Here is a 13,032-nt window from a genome sequence, read left to right on the forward strand (position 1 = left end):
GCGGCGTGACCGCGCTGCGTCCGGAGGGGCGTTACCAGCCGGAGGCGGGCCCGGGTGACGGACAGCCGTACGGCGGCGCGCAGTACGGCGGCGGCCCGTACGGGGACGGGCAGCACCACGGTGGCGCGGCGGCGTACCCGCAGCAATACCCGGCGCAGCCCGGGCAGGGCGCCGCCGAGGACGCCTGGGGCGTGTACGAGCAGGCCGAGCAGCCCGCCGCGTCCGGACCCGAGTACCCGTGGCTGCCCGACCAGACGCTCCAGCTGCGCCTGCCCCTCGACATCGGCGGGCCGGCCGCGGAACCGGCCCCGCCCACCGGCGGCCGGGCCGAGCGCCGCAGGGCCGCCCAGGGCCGGACCTCCGTGCGCGCGGGCGTCGGCCGGCGCCGGGCGCGCGGCCGGGGCGCCGGGGCGAAGGCGCGCCCCAGGGAGTCCGCGGTCGTGGTGGCCGCGCGGCTCGTCGGGGAGCTGTGCATCACGCTCGGCGTGGTGATGCTGCTCTTCGTCTCGTACCAGCTGTGGTGGACCAACGTGCAGGCCGACGCGGCCGCCGACGGCGCCCGCAACCGGCTGGAGAAGCAGTTCGACGCCGCCCTGGCGCCGCCGCAGCCCGGGCAGCCGGCTCCGGACCCGGCCAAGCCGGAGTCGTTCGAGCCCGGCAAGGGCTTCGCCATCATCTACCTGCCCAAGCTGGGGCTGAAGTTCCCGATCGCCGAGGGCACCTCCAAGCCGGCGGTGCTCGACAAGGGCCTGGTCGGCCACTACACCGGCACCGGGATGCCGGCCGACAAGGCGGGCAACTTCGCGCTGGCCGCGCACCGCAACACCCACGGCGAGCCGTTCCGGTACATCAACCAGCTCGGCAAGGGCGACAAGATCGTGGTGGAGACCGCCACCTCGTACTACACCTACGAGGTCACCAGCAGCATCCCGGAGACCTCCCCCAACAACGTGAGCGTGATCAAGCCCGTCCCCAACGGCGCCGGTTACGCGGGCGCCGGCCGGTACATCACGCTGACCACCTGCACCCCGGAGTTCACCTCCAAGTTCCGCCTCATCGTCTTTGGCAAGATGACCGAGGAACGGCCGCGCAGCCAAGGCAAGCCGGCCGCGATCACGGGCGGGTGACCGCCCGGGCACCCGGCACGAAGGGGGAGCACCGGAGATGACGGACGAGACCGCGCAGTCGGCCGAGCCGCGGGAGGAGGCCTTCCCGCCGCCCGAGGCCGGCCCCGCGCCCGCCCGGCGCGGCCGCAGTCGGGCGCTGGCCGCGCTCGGCGTCTTCGGCGAGCTGTTGATCACCCTGGGACTGGTGCTCGGCCTGTTCGTGGCCTACTCGCTGTGGTGGACCAACGTCGAGGCGGACCGCTCGGCGGCCGCGGCCTCCGACCGGCTGCGCGACACCTGGGCCGCGAGCCCGACCGGCACCCCCTCGGCCGCCCCCGGCGGGACGCCCGCCCCCGCCGCGCCGTTCGCGGCCGGGGACGCGGTCGGCTTCCTGCACGTCCCGGCGATGGGCCGGGACTACCAGGTGCTGATCCGGATGGGCACCGACAGCGACACCCTGGCCGAGGGCGTGGCGGGGGTGTACGAGCAGCCCTACCGTGCCGCGATGCCCTGGGATCAGGTCGGCAACTTCGCGCTGGCCGCCCACCGGGACGGCCACGGCGCCAAGTTCCACGACCTGGACGCGGTGCACAAGGGCGCCGCGGTCGTCGTCGAGACCAAGGACAAGTGGTACGTCTACCGGATCGACAGCACCCTGCCGGAGACGTCCAAGTACGACACCGGCATCGTCGCGCCCGTCCCGGTCGGCTCCGGCTACACCGGCCCCGGCCGGTACATCACGCTGACCACCTGCACGCCGGTGTACACCTCGCGCTACCGGATGGCGGTCTGGGGGAGCCTGGTGCGGGTGGACGACGTGGACGCCAAGCGCACTCCGCCGCCGGAGCTGCGTCAGCCCTGAGCCCGCCGGCCGCGGCCCGGAACCCGCGGCCCGGAGCCGAGAACGCCCGGAACCGGGAACGCCCGAGGGCCCGTCGCAACCGCTGCGACGGGCCCTCGGGCGTACGGCCGGACAACTCCCACCAAGCCTCAGATCCAGGGGAACCAGGGCTTAGTTGTTGTTCCCCCCTTTGGTGTTGGAGGGTGAGGGGGAGCCGGGGTCACCCCCTTTGGGCGGATCGGCCGGCTTCGTGATGAGCATCACCTGGGTGTTCGGGTCCAGCTGGGTGCCGGCGATCGGGTTGGTGCTCACGACGATGGCGTTCGGGTCCGACGGACCGGACACCACCGTGTAGAGCAGCCCGACCTTGCCCAGCTGCGAGATGGCCTCCGACAGCTTGACGTTCTGCAGCGGCGGGACCTGGGGCTTGTCCTGCATCTTGAAGATCGTCAGCGTGATCTTCGTGTTGGCCGGGGCCTTGGTGTTGGCCGGGACCGACTGCGCGGCGACGGTGTTCGCCTTGCTCTGGTCGGTGGTCTGCACCGTCTTCGAGGCGTCGACCTGGAAGCCGAGGCCCTCCAGCTGGGCCTGCGCCACCTCCTTCTGCGCGCCGACCACGTTCGGCACGGACACCTTCGACTTGCCCTGCGAGACGGTCAGCTTGACCGGCGCGGTCGGGTCACCGGCGGTGCCCGCCGCCGGGTCCTGGGCGGTGACGTTCTCCTGTGGAGCGGTGTCGTCGTCCTTGTACTCGGTGGTGACGTTGGTGAAGCCGGCGTCGCCGAGCGCCTTGGTCGCCTGGTCCTTGGTCTTGCCGACCACGTTCGGCAGCGGGGCCTTGGCCGGGCCGGAGGAGAGCTGCACGGTGATGGTGCTGTTCTCCGCGACCTGGCCGCCGACGGCCGGGTTCTGGGTGCAGACCTGGTCCTTCTTGATGTTGGCGTCCGGGCAGGCGAGCTTGTCGCCCTCGGCCACCACGAGCTTGGGACCGGCCGCGGCCGCGGCCGTCTTGGCGTCCGCCAGGCTCTTGCCGACCAGGTTCGGCACGGAGACCTTCGGGGTCTCCGTGGTGCCGCCGCCGTTGCCGTTGAACATGGCCTGGGCCACGAAGAAGGTGCCGACCAGGACCAGCACGGCGGCGACCGCCAGCACGATCCAGGAGGTGTTGCTCTTCTTCGGCGGCTGCTCGCCGCGCCGGCCGCCGTCCCGGCCGTAGCCGTCGTCGTGGCCGCCGCCCGCCGGGCCGTCGGCGTAGGCCTGGCCGTAGCCGTCGTCCTGGTAGCCGCCCTGCGGGCCGTAGCCGGGCTGCGCGCCGGCCTGCGGCAGCATGGTGGTCGGGCCGCCGCCGGGCTGCTGCGGCAGCACGTTGGTCTGGCCGTACGGGTCGTGCTGCTGCGGGTAGCCGTTCTGGTCGTAGCCGTACCCGGCGCCCATGCCGTACGCGGCGGCCTGCTGGGCGGCGGCCACCGGCAGGCCGTCGAGGAAGCGCTCGATGTCGTCGCGCATCTCGTCGGCGCTCTGGTAGCGGTAGTCGCGCTCCTTGGCGAGCGCCTTCAGCACGATCGCGTCGATCTCGGGGCGGACCTCGGGATCGAAGACGGACGGCGGCTGCGCCTCCTCCCGGACGTGCTGGTAGGCCACCGCGACCGGGGAGTCGCCGACGAACGGCGGGCGGACGGTCAGCAGTTCGTAGAGCAGGCAGCCGGTGGAGTAGAGGTCGGAGCGGGCGTCGACCTGCTCGCCCTTGGCCTGCTCGGGGGAGAGGTACTGGGCGGTGCCGATGACGGCCGAGGTCTGGGTCATGGTCATCCCGGCGTCGCCCATCGCGCGGGCGATGCCGAAGTCCATGACCTTGACGTTGCCCTGCCGGGTCAGCATCACGTTGGCCGGCTTGATGTCGCGGTGCACGATGCCGGCGCGGTGCGAGTACTCCAGCGCCTGCAGGATGCCGATGGTCATCTCCAGCGCGCGCTCGGGCAGCAGCCGTCGGCCGGAGTGCAGCAGCTCGCGCAGGGTGGACCCCTCGACGTACTCCATCACGATGTACGGGATGGAGATGTTGTCGATGTAGTCCTCGCCGGTGTCGTACACGGCGACGATCGCGGGGTGGTTCAGGGACGCCGCGGACTGCGCCTCGCGGCGGAAGCGGGCCTGGAACGACGGATCCCGGGCCATGTCGGCCCGGAGCGTCTTCACTGCGACGGAACGGCCGAGCCGGGTGTCATGGGCGAGGTACACCTCGGCCATGCCGCCGCGTCCGAGGACGCCGCCGAGCTCGTACCTGCCGCCTAGGCGACGAGGCTCTTCCATAGTTCCGACCCTCTCCCTCACCTGCCGGCGAGGTTGTGACGTAGGTGTCCCCGCACGCTCTGGGTGACGCCGAGCGGGTCTCGACCGGTTCTCCGGCCGGGCCGTGCGCCGTCTCGCGGGCGGCAACGGGCACACCCGCTGCTGGCGGATACGCTACCGGTCGCACCGCATCGGACCGGAGTCGGCCGTCGGCCGATATCAGACCGGTATCCGGACGGGGGTGTCGATCGTGACTTTCCACTCACGGTCGGGCCTCCTCCTCACTTGCCGAGGACGGCCTGCATCACCGCCTTGGCGATCGGGGCGGCCAGCCGGCCGCCGCTGATGCCGTCGCGGTTGTTGGAGCCGTCCTCGACCACGACCGCGACCGCGACGGACTGGCCGTCGGTGGTCTTGGCCCAGGAGGTGAACCAGGCGAACGGCAGCCCGGCGTTGTCCTCACCGTGCTGGGCGGTACCGGTCTTGCCGCCGACCTGGAGGCCGGGGATCTTGGCGTTCTTGCCGGTGCCGTTCTCCACCACCGAGACCATCAGGTCCTGCATCTTCTGCGCGGTGGCCGGGCTCATCGGCTGGGAGAACTGCTTCTCGGTGTGCTTGGAGATGGTGGTCAGCGAGGCCGAGCGCTCCTGGTCGACCAGGTACGGCTGCATCAGGCTGCCGTTGTTGGCGATCGCGGCGGACACCATGGCCATCTGCAGCGGGGTGGCCCGGGTGTCGTGCTGGCCGATCGAGTCCTGCGCGGTGCCGTCGAGGCTCGCGCTGCTCGGGAAGATGCTCTTCTCGGAACGGACCGGGGTGTCGATGGTGCTGTTGAAGCCGAACTTCTCGGCCTGCGCCCGCATCTTGTCCTTGCCGAGGTCCGCGCCCATCTTGGCGTAGACCGTGTTGCAGGACTGGTCCATCCCCGACTTGACCGTGGCGTTCCCGCACTTCTCGAGCGGCGACTCGTTGTTCAGCACCGTCTCGGTGCCCGGCAGGGTGTACGGGTCCGGCGTCGCGGTCTGGTCGTCGATGTTCCGGTACAGGCCGTTCTCGAACGCGGCGGTCGCGGTGACCAGCTTGAACGTGGAGCCGGGCGGATAGGTCTCCTTCAGCGCCCGGTTGAGCATCGGCTTGTTGGGGTCGGCGTTGAGGTCCGTCCAGGCCTTGGAGTCGCCGCTCTCGCTGCCGGCGATGGTGCCCGGGTCGTAGGACGGGGTGGAGACCAGCGCCAGGATCGCGCCGGTCTTCGGGTCGATCGCGACGGCGGCGCCCTTCTTGTCCCCGAGGCCGTCCCAGGCGGCCTTCTGGGCCTTGGCGTTGATCGTGGTGACGACGTCGCCGCCGCGCTGCTGCTCGCCGGTCAGCATGTCCAGGGTGTTGCGGAAGAACAGCCGGTCGTCGGTGCCGGAGAGGATGCCGTCCTCCAGGTTCTCCAGCTGGCTGGAGCCGAAGACCTGGGAGGAGTAGCCGGTGACCGGGGCGTACATCGGGCCGTCGACCCAGGAGCGCTTGTACTTGTAGCGCAGGCCGTTGACGAAGTCGGACTTCGTGACCGGCTGGCCGCCGACGATGATGTTGCCGCGCGGGTGGGCGTACCGGTCGTACTGCTGGCGCTTGTTGTTCTTGTTGGTGGCCCAGGCGTCGGCCTGGACGCCCTGCACCCAGTTGGTGCGCACCATCAGGGCCAGGATCAGGACGAGACAGAAGATCGAGACCCGGCGGATCGGCTTGTTCATCGGGCGGGTCCTCCCTGGCCCTCGGTGGCCGGGGTCGGTTCGACCCCGGGGCGGCGGGCGCTGTCGCTGATCTTCAGCAGGATCGCGACCAGCGCCCAGTTGGCGACCACGGACGAACCGCCCTGGGCGAGGAACGGCATGGTCATACCGGTGAGCGGGATCAGTCCGGTGACCCCGCCGGCCACGACGAAGACCTGCAGCGCCATCGCCGACGAGAGCCCGACGGCGAACAGCTTGCCGAACGGGTCGCGGGCGGCGAGGGCGGTGCGCAGGCCGCGCTGCACCAGCAGGGCGTACAGCAGGAAGATCGCCATCAGGCCGGTCAGCCCGAGCTCCTCGCCGAACGAGCCCAGGATGAAGTCGCTCTTCGCGGCGAAGTTGATCAGCCAGGAGCGGCCCTGGCCGAGGCCCGAGCCGGTCACCCCGCCGGAGCCGAGCGCCATCAGCGACTGGCCGATCTGCTCGGTGGCGCCCTTCGGCGGGTGTGCTCCGAAGGCGGCCATCGGGTCGAGCCAGGCGTCGATGCGGACCTTGACGTGGCTGGTGGTCATGGCGACCGCGACCGCGCCGCCGATCGACATCAGCAGGCCGAACAGGATCCAGCTGGTCCGCTCGGTGGCGACGTAGAGCATCACCACGAACAGGCCGAAGAACAGGAAGGACGTGCCGAGGTCGTTCTCGAAGACCAGGATCAGCAGGCTGAGCAGCCAGATCACCACGATCGGGCCGAGGTCGCGCCCGCGCGGCAGGTACAGGCCCATGAAGCGGCGGCTGGCCAGGGCGAGGGCGTCGCGCTTGACCATCAGGTAGCCGGCGAAGAACACCGTCAGGATGATCTTGGCGAACTCGCCGGGCTGGATCGAGAAGCCGCCCATCCGGATCCAGATCTTGGCGCCGAAGTCCTCCGCCCGGGCCGGGAAGAAGGCCGGCGCGGCGAGCAGGACCAGCGCCGCCACCATCGAGATGTAGGTGTAGCGCTGGAGCACCCGGTGGTCCTTCAGGAACACCATCACGGCGATGAACAGCCCGATCCCGAGGGCCGACCACATCAGCTGGTTCCGGGCCGCCGGGAAGTTGGCGCTCAGCAGCTTGCCGGCCTTGTCGAGCCGCCAGATCATCACCACGCCGAGACCGTTCAGCAGGGTGGCGATCGGCAGCATCAGCGGGTCCGCGTACGGCGCGAAGCGGCGCACCAGCAGGTGCGCGACCAGCGCCAGCGTGCCCATGCCGAGTCCGTAGCCGACCATGCCGCTCGGCAGCGAGGAGTCCATCGCGAGCCCCACGTTGGCGTACGCGAGGATCGGCAGCACGACGGCGAAGGCCAGCAGGGCCAGCTCGGTGTTGCGCCGGTTCGGCGCGCCCTGGAGGGAGATGGTGGTGTTGGCACGGCGCCGGGTGGCGGCGCGGTCGGTGGCCGTCCGGCGCCTGCCGGCCCGGCCGGTGTCGTCGCTCAGGTCGTAGGTGCTCACGTGGTGACCGCTCCCTGACGGCCGGCTGCCCCGCTCGGGGCGGGCCTATGTCGGATCACGGAGGTCACTGCTTCGGGCAGGAGTCGGCCCGGCTGCGCTCCTCCTCGGTCAGCCCGGACAGGTCGCCCGACGGGCCGGTGTTCGGCGCGGCGGCGTTCGGCGCCGGGGTGGTCGGGCTCGGGGCGGTCGGCGTCGGGGTGGCCGGGGCCGGGGTGGTGGGGGCCACCGGGGGGCGGGTCTTCTCGCCCGGGGTGGGCGTGACGGCCAGGAACGCGGCGTGGGTGGCCTGCGCCGCCTGGGTGCCCTGGGCGGCCGGGACGGTCCGGGCGTCGGCGACCTTCTTGCAGAGCTTGACCCAGCCGTCGAGCTCCTGGACGGTCGCGGTGGCGGCACCCAGGCTGTCGGCCGAGATGGTCTTGTTGAGGTGCTCGGCCTGGTCCTGCGGCAGGTACTTGAGTTCGACGTCCTTGTACGCGGTGTGCACCGAGGACAGGCTCAGGCCGGCCAGGTTCTGGTTGATGCCCTGGTAGACCGCGACGTGATCGCCCTGCTTGCCGACGTAGTACTGGTCCTGGGTCCACTGGTAGCCCAGGAACCCGGCGCCGCCGAGCAGGCCGAGGGTGACCAGGACGGCCACCGAGACGGTGAGGCCCTTGCGCTTGCGCTTCGCGGGGGGCTCCTCGTCGAACTCCTCGGCGCCGTACACCGAGGGCTCGCCGGAGCCGTAGCCGTACTCGCCCTCGTAGCCCTCGGCGGGGCCGAAGCCGCCCTGGGCGGCGCCGTAGCCGGCGTCGTAGCCCTCGGCCGGGCCGAAGGCGCCCCGCGGGGCGCGGCCGAGGCCGGCGGCGCGGCCGGCCGGGGTGTCGGCGATCGAGCGGTCCGCGGCGGCCGAGGACGGCGGGGTGTCGGCGACCGCGCCGACCACCACCGGGACGTCGTTGTACTGGCCGCTGGCGGTGTCCGTGGCACCGACGTCGATGACGTCCGCCACGATGCAGGTGATGTTGTCCGGACCGCCGCCGCGCAGCGCGAGCTGGATCAGCTCCTGCACGGTCTGCTCGGGCGAGTAGTAGCTGCCGAGGGTGTCCTGGAGGGTCTGGTGGCTGACCGGGCCGGAGAGGCCGTCGGAGCAGATCAGGTAGCGGTCGCCGGCGCGGACCTCGCGGATCGACAGGTCGGGCTCGACCTGGCCGCGGCCGTCGAGCGCCCGCATCAGCAGCGAGCGCTGCGGGTGGGTCTCGGCCTCCTCCGGCGTGATCCGGCCCTCGTCGACCAGGCGCTGCACCCAGGTGTGGTCCTGGGTGATCTGCACCAGCGAGCCGTCGCGCAGCAGGTAGGCGCGGGAGTCGCCGACGTGCACCATGCCCATCCGCTGGCCGGTCCAGAGCATGGCGGTCAGCGTGCAGCCCATGCCCTCCAGCTGCGGGTCCTCCTCGACCATCTGCCGGAGCCGGTCGTTGGCGCCCTGGACGGCGTCGCCCAGCAGGGTCAGCAGGTCGGCGCCCGGCACGTCCTCGTCCAGTCGGACGATCGAGCCGAGCACCTCGGAGGACGCGACCTCGCCGGCCGCGGCGCCGCCCATGCCGTCGGCCACGGCCAGCAGCCGCGGCCCGGCGTAGCCGGAGTCCTCGTTCCCCTCCCGGATCAGTCCCTTGTGGGAGCCGGCGGCGAAGCGCAGCACCAGGGTCATGCGACCTGTGCCCCCCTCTGGGTCATGGACGGGATGCTGTCCCTCATGCGCTACTACTTCCGCAGTTCGATGACGGTCCTGCCGATACGGATCGGCATGCCCGGCTGGAGCGGAGTGGGCGCGGTCAGGCGCTGCCGGTCCAGATAGGTGCCGTTGGTGGAGCCTAGATCCTCGACTGTCCACTGCCCAGTCTGATCCGGATAGATCCTGGCATGCCGGGAGGACGCGTAGTCGTCGTCCAGCACGATGGTGGAGTCGTGCGCGCGGCCCAGGGTGATGGTCTGGCCCTGGAGCGCGACGGTGGTGCCGGCCAGCGAGCCCTGCACCACCACGAGCTGGGTCGGGGCGCCGCGACGGCGGCCGCCGCCTTGGGTCTGGCCCGCCGCGGGGGCGGCGGCCGGGGCCTGCGCGGCGCGTCCGGCGGCGGGAGCGGCGGCGGCGCCGCCCGGGGCGGCGCCCGCGCCACGACGGGAGGAGCGGGGGTTCACCTTGGTCCCGAACAGGTCGCTGCGGATCACCTGGATCGCGACGATGACGAACAGCCACAGCACGGCCAGGAAGCCCAGCCGCATGACCGTGAGGGTCAGTTCTGACATGGCCGGCCCGCCTGTCGGTGAGCGAGGCGCGCGAACAACTCGGACACTACCCTTCGACCTGTCGGTAGACGATGGTGGTGGAGCCCACGACGATGCGGGAGCCGTCGCGGAGCGTAGCGCGCTGGGTGTGCTGTCCGTCCACCACGATGCCGTTGGTGGATCCCAGGTCGAGAACCATCGAAGGGGTGCCGGGGCGGATCTCGGCGTGCTTGCGGGAGACCCCGGGGTCGTCGATCCGCACGTCCGCCTCGGTCGAGCGGCCGAGCACGCAGGCCGCGCCGGTGATCTGGTGGCGGGCGCCGTTCACCTCGATCCAGCGGCGGAGCGAGGCGCCGTGACCGGCGCCGGGGAAGGCGCGGACGTTGCCGCCGGAGGTCGCGGGCGGGCCCGCGGGCATCGCCGGGGGCGCGGCGGGCGGCGGGGGCGCGCCGTACTGGCCGGCGCCGGTCTGCTGCCACGGTGCGCCGGGGGCCGGCGCGGCCGGCTGGCGGTCGTAGCCGGGCTGCTGCTGCGGGGCGTACTGCTGGGGCTCCTCGGCCGCCAGGGTGCGGCTGCGCACCCGGTACAGGCCGGTGTCGAGGTCGTCGGCCTTCTCCAGGTTCACCTGGAGCGGGCCCATGAAGCTGTACCGCTGGGCCTCCGCGTACTCGCGGACCATGCCGGCCAGCTCGGCGCCCAGCTGCCCGGAGTAGGGGCTGAGCCGCTCGTGGTCGTGCGGGCTCAGCTCGACGATGAAGTCGTTCGGCACGACGGTGCGGTCGCGGTTCCAGATGCTCGCGTTGTTGTCGCACTCGCGCTGCAGCGCACCGGCGATCTCCACGGGCTGGACCTCGGACTTGAACACCTTGGCGAAGGTGCCGTTGACGAGACCCTCAAGCCGCTGTTCGAACTTCTTCAGCACTCCCATGGGACACCCCCTTCCAGGGTTCGTTCGCCTGCCTGCCGACCGGATCCCGCCGGGAGTCGGTCGTGCCTACTTGCGGTACTTCCGTACTGATCGTATCCACGCCGGGCCCTTCCGTACGGTTCCCGGACAGCGTGGTGCCCGGGGGTGGGCTCGGACACACAGGGTGACGCATACCGGGTACGGCACGCCAGGTGTGCCCGTCCGGATGGGTTCCCGTCACTCGCTCGCCCGTTCGTCGTGCATCCGTTCGGATGCGCTTCGTCCCGCCGGAGAACGGATTCGGAGCGGCCCCCCGGGTCGTGCTACTGTTTTCCACGTCGGAAGGGCCGCCCACCAGGGAGGCCGGTCCAAGGAAACGCGAAGACCACATGGTACCGAGCGGTTCGGAAGATCGGTCGGCAACGAAGACGACACCCATGCGCGGGTGGCGGAATAGGCAGACGCGCTGGATTCAGGTTCCAGTGCCCGAAAGGGCGTGGGGGTTCAACTCCCCCCTCGCGCACAGCGAAGCCCCGCAGATCTACGGATCTGCGGGGCTTTCTCGTTGCCCGGTCAGGAACGGGTGGCGGGCAGCTCGGCGCGGACCTCGAAGCCGCCGTCCTGGGTGGGGCCGGCGGTGAGCGAGCCGCCCAGCAGCTGCGCGCGCTCGCGCAGGCCGACCAGGCCGTGGCCGCCGCCCGGCAGGATCTCGTCCGGGTGGACCGGGGGCGCGTCGTTGCGCACCTCGACCCGCAGCCGGCGCCCCTTCGCCCGGACCTTCACGTGCACCGCCGCCTCCGGGGCGTACTTGGTGATGTTGGTGAGCGCCTCCTGGACGGTGCGGTAGGCGGCCCGCTCGACCGCCTCCGGCCACGGGCGGTCACCGGGGTTCAGTTCGGTGTCGGCGGCCAGCCCGCTCTCCGCGATCAGCCGGGGCAGGTCGGCCAGCCGGGGCTGCGGGGCGAGCGGGGCGTCCGGGCGCGGGCCGGCGGTGCTGCGCAGCACCCCGACCATCTGGCGCAGCTCGTCGAGGGTGCGGACGGCCAGTTCGCGGATGGTGCGGGCGGTGGTCGCGGCGGCCGGGTCGCCGGTGCTCACCTGGAGCGCGCCGGCCTGGATGCTGATCAGGCTGACCTGGTGCGAGACCACGTCGTGCATCTCCCGGGCGAGCCGGCCGCGCTCGCTGATCAGCACCCGTTCGGCGAGCAGCCGGCTCTCCCGCTCCTGGCCGCGGGTCAGCTCGTCGAGCCGGGCGGCCAGCTCCCGCCGGGTGCGGGCGAGCAGCCCGGTGGCGGCCGGGCCGGCGGCCAGCATCACCGACTGGATGGCGTAGAGCGCGGTGTCCCGGCTGAGTTCGAGGGTCTGCTCGGACAGCGGCCAGTGGAAGAACTCGACCAGCGTGAACAGGGTCGCGCAGGGGATGACGATCCGCGGGCGGGGGCGTTCGGCGGCCACCGTGTAGACGGCGGTGATCGGGGCCAGCCAGATGTCGTCGACGTAGCTGCCGGGCATGGTCAGCAGCAGCACCGCCACCGGGAAGCGGCGGCGCCAGAGCAGGGCGACGGCGGCCAGCGTGGAGAGCGCGATCTGCCACCACGGGGAGTTCCGGGCCACCAGGGCGGCGTCCAGGAGGGAGTAGAGGGCGGGCAGCAGGAGCATCAGCCAGGGGGCGGTGCACCAGGCCGGGAGCCGTCTGGACGGCAGCTGTTCGGTGGCCGTCATGCCCCGTCGCCGGGTTTCGGCCGGACCAGCCCGGCCCGATGGGCGAGCACCGCCGCCTGGACCCGGTTGGCCGCGCCGAGCTTGCCGAGGATCGCGCTGATGTGGTCCTTGACGGTGCCGGTGCCGAGGAAGAGCCGGTCGGCGATCTCGGCGTTGGACAGTCCCTCGCCGAGCAGGGCCAGCACGTCGAGCTCCCGGCCGGTGAGGGTGCGGGCGAGCGAGGTGGCCTCGGCGTCCGGGCCGCCGCCGTCCACGTAGCCGCCGATCACGGTGCGGGTCACGGTCGGGGACAGGATGTTCCCGCCGGCCGCGAGCACCCGGACGGCGTGGACCAGCTGCTCGGGTGCGGTGTCCTTGAGCAGGAAGCCGGAGGCGCCGGCCCGCAGCGCGGTGCCGATGTACTCGTCGCTGTCGAAGGTGGTGAGCATCGCCACGGCGGGCGGGTCCGGCAGGGCGCGCAGCCGGCGCAGCACCGAGATGCCGTCGAGGTCCGGCATCCGGATGTCGAGGAGCACCACGTGCGGGCGCAGGCGCTGGACGTGCTCCTCGGCCTGGCCGCCGGAGCAGTCGCCGACGACCTCCAGGTCGGGGGCGGAGCCGACGATGAGGCCCAGGCCGGAGCGGACCAGGATCTCGTCGTCCACGATCAGCACGCGGGTGTCGGTGATGGTGCCTCCTCGGTTCTGGCGGCCGG

Annotated in this window: 10 protein-coding genes and 1 tRNA gene; 3 read left to right on the forward strand and 8 right to left on the reverse strand. The window is 72.1% G+C overall.

Features of this window, described 5'->3' with window-relative positions:
• The first annotated feature begins 5 nt into the window (after positions 1–5).
• Together ABT015_RS04740 and ABT015_RS04745 are read left to right on the forward strand one after the other, a co-directional pair.
• Complete coding sequence (locus ABT015_RS04740) at positions 6–1,127, forward strand: class E sortase (protein ID WP_350876766.1); 1,122 nt, start codon at positions 6–8, stop codon at positions 1,125–1,127.
• A 37-nt stretch (positions 1,128–1,164) separates the two neighbouring features.
• Positions 1,165–1,968 carry a class E sortase gene (locus ABT015_RS04745; protein ID WP_350876768.1) on the forward strand — a complete coding sequence of 268 codons (804 nt, stop codon included), beginning with the start codon at positions 1,165–1,167 and terminating at the stop codon, positions 1,966–1,968.
• A gap of 150 nt (positions 1,969–2,118) precedes the next feature.
• On the opposite strand, the gene pknB is transcribed toward ABT015_RS04745, so the two are convergent.
• From pknB to ABT015_RS04775, 6 genes are all read right to left on the reverse strand, one after another.
• Positions 2,119–4,257: a Stk1 family PASTA domain-containing Ser/Thr kinase gene (pknB, locus tag ABT015_RS04750; RefSeq protein WP_350876770.1), complete on the reverse strand. Its 2,139-nt coding sequence runs from the start codon at positions 4,255–4,257 to the stop codon at positions 2,119–2,121.
• 260 nt (positions 4,258–4,517) lie between these two features.
• Positions 4,518–5,975 carry a peptidoglycan D,D-transpeptidase FtsI family protein gene (locus ABT015_RS04755; RefSeq protein WP_350876772.1) on the reverse strand — a complete coding sequence of 486 codons (1,458 nt, stop codon included), beginning with the start codon at positions 5,973–5,975 and terminating at the stop codon, positions 4,518–4,520.
• The gene (locus ABT015_RS04760; protein ID WP_350876945.1) at positions 5,972–7,348 is read right to left on the reverse strand and encodes an FtsW/RodA/SpoVE family cell cycle protein; all 1,377 of its coding nucleotides are present in this window, start codon (positions 7,346–7,348) and stop codon (positions 5,972–5,974) included. The genes ABT015_RS04755 and ABT015_RS04760 overlap by 4 nt, the downstream gene beginning before the upstream one ends.
• A gap of 160 nt (positions 7,349–7,508) precedes the next feature.
• Positions 7,509–9,134 (reverse strand): PP2C family protein-serine/threonine phosphatase, encoded by a 1,626-nt coding sequence (locus ABT015_RS04765; RefSeq protein ID WP_350876774.1) that lies wholly within the window; start codon positions 9,132–9,134, stop codon positions 7,509–7,511.
• Between the two features lie 53 nt (positions 9,135–9,187).
• Positions 9,188–9,730: an FHA domain-containing protein FhaB/FipA gene (locus tag ABT015_RS04770; protein WP_350876776.1), complete on the reverse strand. Its 543-nt coding sequence runs from the start codon at positions 9,728–9,730 to the stop codon at positions 9,188–9,190.
• 46 nt (positions 9,731–9,776) lie between these two features.
• Entirely contained in the window at positions 9,777–10,637 is an 861-nt protein-coding gene (locus tag ABT015_RS04775; protein WP_350876778.1) for an FHA domain-containing protein, read from the reverse strand.
• A 418-nt stretch (positions 10,638–11,055) separates the two neighbouring features.
• On the opposite strand from ABT015_RS04775, the gene ABT015_RS04780 reads away from it, so the two are divergent.
• Positions 11,056–11,139, forward strand: a tRNA-Leu gene (locus ABT015_RS04780).
• 50 nt (positions 11,140–11,189) lie between these two features.
• Here ABT015_RS04780 and ABT015_RS04785 read toward each other — a convergent pair.
• Both ABT015_RS04785 and ABT015_RS04790 read right to left on the reverse strand, forming a co-directional pair.
• Positions 11,190–12,338, reverse strand: a complete 1,149-nt coding sequence (locus ABT015_RS04785) for a sensor histidine kinase (RefSeq protein ID WP_350876780.1) — start codon at positions 12,336–12,338, stop codon at positions 11,190–11,192.
• Entirely contained in the window at positions 12,335–13,006 is a 672-nt protein-coding gene (locus ABT015_RS04790; protein WP_063351251.1) for a response regulator, read from the reverse strand. The genes ABT015_RS04785 and ABT015_RS04790 overlap by 4 nt, the downstream gene beginning before the upstream one ends.
• Positions 13,007–13,032: the final 26 nt, after the last annotated feature.

The sequence above is a fragment of the Kitasatospora sp. NPDC094016 genome (assembly GCF_040304045.1).
In the GTDB taxonomy this organism is placed as follows: domain Bacteria; phylum Actinomycetota; class Actinomycetes; order Streptomycetales; family Streptomycetaceae; genus Kitasatospora.

Bases quoted from the DNA above. Each gene is read 5' to 3' on its own strand.
- ABT015_RS04770 (WP_350876776.1), bottom strand. From the start codon at position 9,730: ATGTCAGAACTGACCCTCACGGTCATGCGGCTGGGCTTCCTGGCCGTG.
- ABT015_RS04785 (WP_350876780.1), bottom strand. From the start codon at position 12,338: ATGACGGCCACCGAACAGCTGCCGTCCAGACGGCTCCCGGCCTGGTGC.
- ABT015_RS04775 (WP_350876778.1), bottom strand. From the start codon at position 10,637: ATGGGAGTGCTGAAGAAGTTCGAACAGCGGCTTGAGGGTCTCGTCAAC.
- ABT015_RS04745 (WP_350876768.1), top strand. From the start codon at position 1,165: ATGACGGACGAGACCGCGCAGTCGGCCGAGCCGCGGGAGGAGGCCTTC.
- pknB (WP_350876770.1), bottom strand. From the start codon at position 4,257: ATGGAAGAGCCTCGTCGCCTAGGCGGCAGGTACGAGCTCGGCGGCGTC.
- ABT015_RS04755 (WP_350876772.1), bottom strand. From the start codon at position 5,975: ATGAACAAGCCGATCCGCCGGGTCTCGATCTTCTGTCTCGTCCTGATC.
- ABT015_RS04765 (WP_350876774.1), bottom strand. From the start codon at position 9,134: ATGACCCTGGTGCTGCGCTTCGCCGCCGGCTCCCACAAGGGACTGATC.